General features: G+C 68.7%; 4 protein-coding genes and 2 pseudogenes. 4 read left to right on the top strand and 2 right to left on the bottom strand.

The genetic code is table 11. The annotated features are described in order from the left end of the window. The first annotated feature begins 216 nt into the window (after positions 1 to 216). From IE262_RS38970 to IE262_RS38955, 4 genes and pseudogenes are all read left to right on the top strand, one after another. Entirely contained in the window at positions 217 to 1032 is an 816-nt protein-coding gene (locus tag IE262_RS38970) for an oxidoreductase (protein WP_189880372.1), read from the top strand. A 108-nt stretch (positions 1033 to 1140) separates the two neighbouring features. After that, positions 1141 to 1983 (top strand): alpha/beta fold hydrolase, encoded by an 843-nt coding sequence (locus IE262_RS38965; RefSeq protein ID WP_189880370.1) that lies wholly within the window; start codon positions 1141 to 1143, stop codon positions 1981 to 1983. 29 nt (positions 1984 to 2012) lie between these two features. Next, positions 2013 to 3681 (top strand): annotated as a pseudogene (locus IE262_RS38960) (NAD(P)/FAD-dependent oxidoreductase). A 2-nt stretch (positions 3682 to 3683) separates the two neighbouring features. Continuing rightward, positions 3684 to 4888 (top strand): annotated as a pseudogene (locus IE262_RS38955) (ATP-binding protein). A gap of 446 nt (positions 4889 to 5334) precedes the next feature. On the opposite strand, the gene IE262_RS38950 reads toward IE262_RS38955, so the two are convergent. Both IE262_RS38950 and IE262_RS38945 read right to left on the bottom strand, forming a co-directional pair. Continuing rightward, on the bottom strand, positions 5335 to 6504 hold the full coding sequence (locus IE262_RS38950; RefSeq protein ID WP_189880368.1) for an L-dopachrome tautomerase-related protein: 1170 nt from the start codon (positions 6502 to 6504) through the stop codon (positions 5335 to 5337). Between the two features lie 232 nt (positions 6505 to 6736). Next, positions 6737 to 8236, bottom strand: coding sequence for an MFS transporter (locus IE262_RS38945; protein WP_189880366.1), 1500 nt, complete (start codon positions 8234 to 8236; stop codon positions 6737 to 6739). Positions 8237 to 8579 lie beyond the last annotated feature (343 nt).

Below are 8579 nucleotides of genomic sequence, written 5' to 3'. Positions count from 1 at the left end.
CTGGCCATGCATCGAAGGTAAAGCCGACCCGCCCTTCTTGACAACCCAGTACAGAACCATCTAGGTTTCCGACTGTTCAGTCCATAACTGTCCTGAGCTCCCCGGACAGACCTGGTCCGGGCTTGCAGGACCGGTGCGGACCGTGTCGGCCTGAGCACAGGCGACCCCGCACGGACAGTGCCCGACGAAGTCATGTCCACAACCGAAGGAACCACCATGCAGACAGCTTCCCCAGTGGCCCTCGTGACGGGCGCCTCCTCCGGGATCGGGCGGGCGGCGGCGCTCGCCCTCGTGGGCGCCGGCTTCGCGGTGGTCGGCACGAGCCGCAACGCGGCGAACGCCAAGCCGATCGCCGGGGTGACGTTCCTCGATCTCGACGTGGCCAGCGACGAATCGGTCCGCTCCCTGGTCGAGGAGGTGATCGAGCGGTTCGGCCGGATCGACGTCCTGGTCAACAACGCAGGCGTGGGCGCGGTCGGCGCCGGCGAGGAAAGCTCGATCAACCAGGCCAAGGAGGTCTTCGACATCAACGTCTTCGGCCTGATGCGGATGACCAACGCAGTGCTGCCCCACATGCGCGCCCAGCGCCGTGGCCGCGTGGTCAACGTCGCCTCGATGCAAGGTCGGGTCCCAGGGCCCTTCATGGCCGTCTACGCCGCCACCAAGCATGCGGTCGAGGGCTACTCCGAGTCCGTCGACCACGAGCTTCGCGAGCACGGCGTGCGGATGCTGCTGGTCGAGCCGGCCTACACAAATACGAGTTTCGAGGCGAGCAGCCTGGCACCCGACTCGCCCCTGCCGGTCTACGCCGCGCAGCGGGAGATCGCCCGAGACGTGCTGGCCACGGCCATGCGCAACGCCGACGACCCGGCCGTTGTCGCGAAGGTGATCGTCGCGGCCGCCACCGACTCCAAGCCCAAGCTCCGGTACCCCGCCGGCCCGATGGCCAGACGCGTCAGCCTCCTGCGCCGGATCGTGCCCTCGCGCACCTTCGACCAACAACTCCGCAAGCTCAACCGACTGGCCGGCTGACCCCGCACTACACCCGGCGCCCGAAAAGACGCACATGTCCAAAACCAGAGACACTGAAGCCGGCATCAGCCTCTCTCGTCCGACCGCTCCTGGAAATGGCTGACACCCATGGAATTCGAACACGTCACCTTCGACCTGCCACACGGCACCTTTCACGCGCTGCAGGGTGGTGACCCCGATGGTCAGCCGACGGTCGTCCTGCACGGCTTCCCGGACCACCCGCCGACCGCGAAGCCCTTCCTCGCCGAGCTCGCCCGCCACGGACGTCACGTCATCGCACCCTGGCTTCGCGGTTACGCGCCGTCCCCGACCGCGGGGCCGTTCGACTTCGCATCCCTCACCGGCGACGTGCTCGCGCTGATCGACCGCTGGTCTCCCGGGCGAGCCGTGGAGTTGGTCGGCCACGACTGGGGCGCCCTGATCACATACGATGCCGTCGTCACCGCGCCGGAGCGGATCGAACGCGCGGTCACGCTCGCAGTCCCCCACCCCATCACCCTCCTGAGCCGGCCGCGCCTCGCTCAGCTACGCCGGATCTGGTACATGGGGCTCTTTCAACTGCCGGGAAGCGGCTGGATGGCCAGCGCCCGCGATCTCGCCTTCATCGACCGCCTCTGGCGTCAGTGGTCGCCCAGCCTCTCGCTCGAGCCAGCTCTGCAGACGGAGCTGCACGAGCACCTGCGGGCGAGCATGCCCGCGCCTCTGAAGTACTACCGGGCGATGCTGCGACCCGGCATGATTGGGGCGACGCGCCGCCTGTCTCAGCCGATCGAGGTGCCCCTGCTGCAGCTATACGGTGCCGACGACGGCTGCTTCCTCCCCCCGCAGGTCGACGACCGACATCGGTTCGCCGCCCCGCACGCGATGGAGGTCGTCCCCGACGTCGGTCACTTCCTGCACATCGAGTCCCCCGAGGCGATCGCGAAACGGATCGCGGCATGGGCCGAGTAGCGGATCACATCACTCGAAGTGGGGGACGTATGGCACAGGCCGCGGACGCTGCGCGGACCGTCATCATGACTGTGGACGACGATCCCGGAGTGTCCCGGGCCGTCGCCCGTGACCTGCGACGGCGCTACGGCAAGTCGTACCGGATCGTGCGCGCGGAGTCCGGCGAGTCCGCGCTGGAGGCGCTGCGGGAGCTGAAGCTGCGCGGCGACCTGGTCGCGGTGATCCTGGCCGACTACCGGATGCCGCAGATGAACGGCATCGAGTTCCTCGAACAGGCCCTGGACATCCATCCGGGCGCCCGGCGCGTGCTGCTGACCGCGTACGCGGACTCGAACGCGGCGATCGACGCGATCAACGTGGTCGACCTCGACCACTACCTCCTCAAGCCGTGGGACCCGCCGGAGGAGAAGCTCTACCCAGTCCTCGACGACCTGCTGGAGGCGTGGCGGTGCAGTGACTTCCGGCCGATGCCGAGCACCAAGGTCGTCGGTCACCGGTGGTCGGCCCGCTCGTCGGACGTCCGGGAGTTCCTGGCCCGCAACCAGGTGCCGTACCGCTGGTACTCCACCGAGGAGCCCGAGGGGCAGCGGCTGCTCGCGGCGGCCGGGCAGGACGGGCAGCGGCTGCCGGTGGTGATCACGGCGGACGGTACGGCGCTCGTCGAGCCGGAGGTGCCCGAACTGGCCGCGCACGTGGGGCTGGCGACGACACCCACGGCCGACTTCTACACCTGGTCGTCATCGGCGGCGGGCCGGCCGGGCTGGGCGCGGCCGTGTACGGGGCCTCGGAGGGCCTGCGTACGGTGCTGGTGGAGCGGTCGGCGACCGGCGGGCAGGCCGGGCAGAGCTCGCGGATCGAGAACTACCTGGGCTTCCCCGACGGGGTGTCCGGCGGCCAGCTCACCGACCGGGCCCGTCGCCAGGCCACGAAGTTCGGCGCCGAGATCCTCACCGCGCGGGAGGTGACCGGTCTGGAGAGCAGCGGGGCGGCGCGGCTCGTACGGTTCTCGGACGGGTCGCAGATTGCGGCGCACAGCGTGATCCTGGCGACCGGTGTGTCGTACCGGCAGCTGGAGGCGCCGGGTGCCGACGAGTTGTCGGGCCGCAGGGTGTTCTACGGGTCCGCGCTCACCGAGGCCGCCGCCTGCCAGGGCCACGACGTGTACATCGTCGGCTGCGCCAACTCGGCCGGGCAGGCGGCGATGTACCTGTCCAGGGGCGCCAAGTCGGTCACCCTGCTGGTGCGCGGAGCGGACTCACCGCGTCGATGTCGCACTATCCGATCCAGCAGATCGCCGCGTCACCGAACATCTTTGTACGGGCCCACACGGTCGTCGAGGCCGCGCACGGCGACAACCACCTGGAACAGCTGACGTTGCGCGACACGACGAGCGGGCAGACCGAACTGGTCGACGCGCAGTGGCTGTTCGTGTTCATCGGCGCCGCACCACTCACCAACTGGCTGGACGGCACCGTGCTGCGCGACGAGCACGGGTTCATCCTGGCCGGCCCCGACCTGACGGCCGACGGACGGCCGCCGACGGGCTGGGAACTGGACCGGCCGCCGTACCACCTGGAGACCAACGTCCCCGGCGTGTTCGTCGCCGGGGACGCGCGCGCGGAGTCCGCCAAGCGGGTCGCGTCCGCCGTCGGAGAAGGAGCCATGGCCGTGATGCTCGTACACCGGTATCTGGAGTAGTCGTGAGCGGGCGGCCGATGCCGTGCAGCGCGGCGGAGATCAGCTCGCTGTTCCTCTTCGAGAAGCTCAGCGCCGAGCAGCTCGACAGGCTCTGCAGCGAGGGACGGGTCGAACTGTTCGACCCCGGGCCGGTGTTCACCGAAGGTGACCCGGCGACCTGCTTCTACGTGATGATCGAGGGCACGGTCGTCATGTCGCGCCGAGTGGGCGGCGACGACATCGAGGTGAGCCGCACGTCCCAGCCAGGGGTGTACGCGGGGGCCGTGATGGCGTACCTCGCGGACGGGAAACCGCAGCGGTACATGAACTCGCTGCGGGTGTCGGAGCCGACGCGGTTCTTCGTCCTGCCCGCCGAATCGTTCGCAAACTTCATGCACGAGTGGTTTCCGATGGCGATCCATCTCCTGGAGGGGCTCGCCCTCGGTTCGCAGACCTTTCAGCGGGCCGTCGGGCAGCGCGAACGGCTGCTGGCGCTGGGCTCGTTGTCCGCAGGTCTCACACATGAGCTCAACAACCCGGCCGCGGCGGCCGTACGGGCCACCTCGTCGCTCAGGGACCGGGTCGCGCACATGCGCACCAAGCTCGGCGTCATCGCCTCGGGCCCCTACCACGGCGACGCCCTCAAGGCCCTGGTCGACCTTCAGGAGCGTACGGCCGAGCGGGTCTCCAAGGCGCCGCCAAGCAGTACTCGCAGCTGGATCGCGCCCCCTACCAGGTCGCCGATGTGCACGAACTCCTCGACAGCACGCTGCTGATGCTGTCGGGCAAGATCGGTCCCCAGGTCAAGGTCGTGAAGGAGTACGACCGTTCGGTGCCGAGGATTCCGGCCTACCCGGCCGAACTGAACCAGGTGTGGACCAACCTGATCGACAACGCCGTCTTCGCCATCAAGAGCGCGGGCGGCGAAGGGACGTTGACCGTACGCACCGCTCTGGTGCACGACCGGCTGCTGGTGGAGTTCCGCGACACGGGCCCGGGAGTGCCGGCTGAGATCCGCGGCCGGATCTTCGACCCGTTCTTCACCACCAAACCGGTGGGCGAGGGCTTCGGGCTGGGGCTCGACATCTCCTGGCGGATCGTCGTCAACAAGCACCACGGCGACCTGAAAGTCGAGTCCGTACCCGGCGACACCCGCTTCCAGGTGCTGCTCCCCCTCACCGCCACCGACCCCGACACGGTCCCCGACCCGGCCCAGGAGCCCTCATGACCAAGGACACCGGCATCGACCCCAGCGTTCCGCCCAGCGGGGCCGGGACGACGAGCTGACCCGTCTCGCCGGTGTGTTGGGCCGGCCCCGTGTCCGCGAGGCCCGTGCCGTGCCCATCGCCGGGGACGCCGGGGTTGCAAGACGTGGGTACTGGCGGAGGCCGAGCTCGGCTACACCGGCAGGGGCTGGCTGCGCGCACCGAGCTGGACCGGCGCATCGACAACAGCACCCAGCGCAGCCCCGTCCGGAGCCTCCCTACCAGCGTCACCTGACGCCCGAGACCGGCCAGCTCAGGCTGAAGATGGAAAGCTCACTCCGCATCGCCCCGCACTGCAACATCAGGCCCTACCCTGAGCGGGTCCTGGCCCGGGACGAGGTCGACCGCTGCCCGGCCGGGTGCGCACCGGGACAGCGACCAGGCAGTCACGTGACGCGGGCCGGAGAGGTCACACGAGCCTGACCGGTCCGGCGTCGATCGGCAGGCGGACCAGGAGATAGGGCTTGCGGCGCAGATCCTCGCCCTCGTGGAAGAGCGACATCCGGTTGAGCTGGTTGGCGGTGGCGTACAGGTGCCGGTCCGAGGCGACGGACAGGGTGTCGACCCAGATGAGGTCGGTGCCCTGGGCGAGGGTGCGGTAGGTGCCGTCCGGATTCCTGCGCCAGATGGAGTTGTGTTCCAGGTCGCCGCCGTAGAGCCGTCCCTTGTCGTCGCTCTCCAGACCGTCGGCCATCGGCTTGAACCCGTGGTCCTCGACCGTCGCCGCCACCTCGGCGTCGGTGGCGTCGGGGTCGGCGAGGGCGTCGGTGGCCACGCTGTGCAGTCGGCGGCTGGACAGGGGGGAGTAGTAGAGGCGCTTGCCGTCGGCGCTGAGGGCGATGCCGTCGGAGCCGGTCTCGTAGTGCATGGGTTCGCTTCCCGCGGGGCGGATCATGAGGGGTTCGCCCTCGATGATGGGAAGGAACTGCTCGTCGGGGAGCACTGAGGGCTGCCCGGTCAGTCGCCGCCAGGAGCGGCCTGTGGCGAGGTCGACCACGATCACGCCGTTCGAGCCGCCCGAGTCGGTGATGAACGCCATGCCCTCGGCGCCGCGCCGCAGGTCGAAGCGCACGTCGTTGGGGTAGCTGTTCGACGGCACCACCTCGGGCGGGAAGAGGATCTTCCGTACGATCCGGTCGGTGCGCAGGTCGACCGCCACGAGCTTCGGGCCGCCGTAGGAGGACCCGGCGAACAGCGGGTTTCCGGTGTCGAGGATCCACAGCCGGTCGGCCGGGTCGACGACGACGCTCTGCACCGACTGGAAGTGCCCGGCCAGGTCGGAGGCGTCCTCGCGGTTCACCTCGGCGTTGGGGTACGCCACCGGCTTCCCTTGCCGCACTTCGGCGACGGTGAACGGGACGTCGTCGCCCCAGCGGGGGAAGTTGACGAAGATACGGCCGTGGCGTGAGACGGTGACACCCGTCGGCATCGAGCCCCAGAAGCGGGCGACGACCGTGTACCGCCCGGCGGTTGGGCCGGCGGTTGGGCCGGCGGTTGAACTGGTGGCGTAGGCGGGCCCGGCGAGTTGGGTGGCGGCCAGCGATGCGGTGGTCGCGCCGAGGAATGTACGTCGTTTCATGCGAGTGCCTCCTGCTGGGTCTGGTTGCACCATGGACTTCGCCGTGGACAGCAGTTCTCTGGTGCGCGGGTGGCGGGTGGTGAGGTCCATCGCGGAGAAGGCCCTGTCGTGGATTCGCGGGGCGAGACGGTCGCGGTGGAACCCTGGAGATGCCCTGCTTTCCTGTGCTGGTTCGTGTCCTGAGAACAACAGTCATCGCAGGTGGCAGGGCATCTGTGGGGTGGATCCAGGCTCAGTGGGCCATCACGGGCTCGCCCTCGGACGGCGCCAGAGCCCGATTCGGGATCAGGAACGCGGCGATCACCGCACCGACCACGAAGAACCCGGAGCCCCACGCCAGGGTGGCCGTGTAGCCCTCGACCCCGGCCTGCGCCGCGGCCAGCGCGCTGGGCTTGTGCGAAGACAGGTAGTCGGTCGCGGCTGACGAGGCAATGGTGGTCAGCAGCGCCGTGCTGATGGAGCCGCCGATTTGCTGACCGGTGTTGATCAACGCCGAGGCGACACCCGCGTCCTCGTGGTGAATGCCTGAGGTCGCCCCCTGGATCGCGGTGCTCATCACCCCGCCGATGCCGAGACCCAGCAGGATCAGGCCGGGCATGATGTGGGCGGCGTAGGTGCTGTCCAGCTCGAGGCGGGTCAGCAAGGCCATACCGGCTGCGGCGACCAGGAAGCCGGCGCTGACGACGATCTTCGGGCCGACCCTGGGCAGCACCAGCGAAGGCATCGTGGTCGACGACGCGACGACGCCCGCGACCATCGGCAGGAACGCCAGACCGGTCTTGATCGGCGAGTAGCCGAGGCTGGCCGCGAAGTAGTAGGTCAGGAACAGGAAGATCGAGAACATCCCCATGCCCAGGACGAACACCGCCGCGAACGAACCACCGCGGGTCCGGTCCAGCACGAGGCGCAGCGGGAGCAGCGGATGCGCGACCCTGGACTCCAGCCAGACGAACACCGCGAGCAGCACCGCGCCGACGATCATGGAGCCGAGGGCGACCGGGTCGGTCCAGCTGGTGGCCTCTACGTGCGCGAACCCGTAGACGATGGCGAACAGCGCGGCGCTCACCACGACGATGCCCGGAATGTCGAGTTTGGGCTTCTTGCTGATCACGGGCTTGGCCAGCAGCAGCAAGGCACCGATCAGAGCGGGGACCGCGAAGGCGACATTCACGTACATCACCCAGCGCCACGACGCCCATTCGGTGAGCATGCCGCCGAGCAGCAGCCCGATCGCGCCGCCCGCACCACCCAGCGCACTGAAGATACCGAAGGCCTTCGCCCTTTCGGACGGTTCGGTGAAGGTCACACTGAGCAGTGAGAGTGCCGCGGGCGCGAGGACCGCGGCGAAGAGGCCCTGGGCCACACGTGCCGCGACGAGGATCTCGAAGCTGCCGGCCGAGCCGCCGACGACGGACGCGGCCCCGAAACCTGCCAGGCCGATCACGAAGAGGGTACGTCGGCCCAACAGGTCACCGAGTCGGCCGCCGAGCAGCAGCAGGCTGCCGAACGCCAGCGCGTACCCCGTGATGACCCACTGCCGGCTGCCGTCGCTGAAGCCGAGGTCGTGCTGCGCTTCGGGCAGCGCGATGTTCACGACGGTGGCATCGAGCATGACCATGAGCTGTGCCACGCCTATGACGACCAGCACCCACCAGCGCACGGCATGTGAGCCGCGAAGGCCCGAGTCTTCTTTTCCGGAGGCGGGCGCCCCGTGGTCGATGCTGGTACTCATTTTTTTCCTTGCTTACTCGGCATGACGGAAAGCCGTCTGGAATCTGATCGGTTTCCTCACCGACGAAGGTGAGGCGAGCGGATGACGCGCTGAGATCTCAGGGCTTCAAGATCATCGTGTGGCCGCTTCGGGGCTTCCCTCGACCATCCTCTGGAGGCTGTGTCGGTGTCCGCGGTGGCCAGCATCCTGTTGATGTCGGCGCCGGCCAGTCATCGCGCCAGGCGTGCACGCACCCTGTTCGGTGAGCTCAGGACGGTTATGGACTGAACGGTAAGGAACCTAGGCGGTTCTGTACTGGGTTGTCAAGAAGGGCGGGTCGGCTTTACCTTCGATGCATGGCCAG

The organism is Streptomyces bluensis (genome assembly GCF_014650715.1).
Classification (GTDB): Bacteria; Actinomycetota; Actinomycetes; order Streptomycetales; family Streptomycetaceae; genus Streptomyces; species Streptomyces bluensis.
This window is presented reverse-complemented; position numbering and strand designations above follow the sequence as displayed.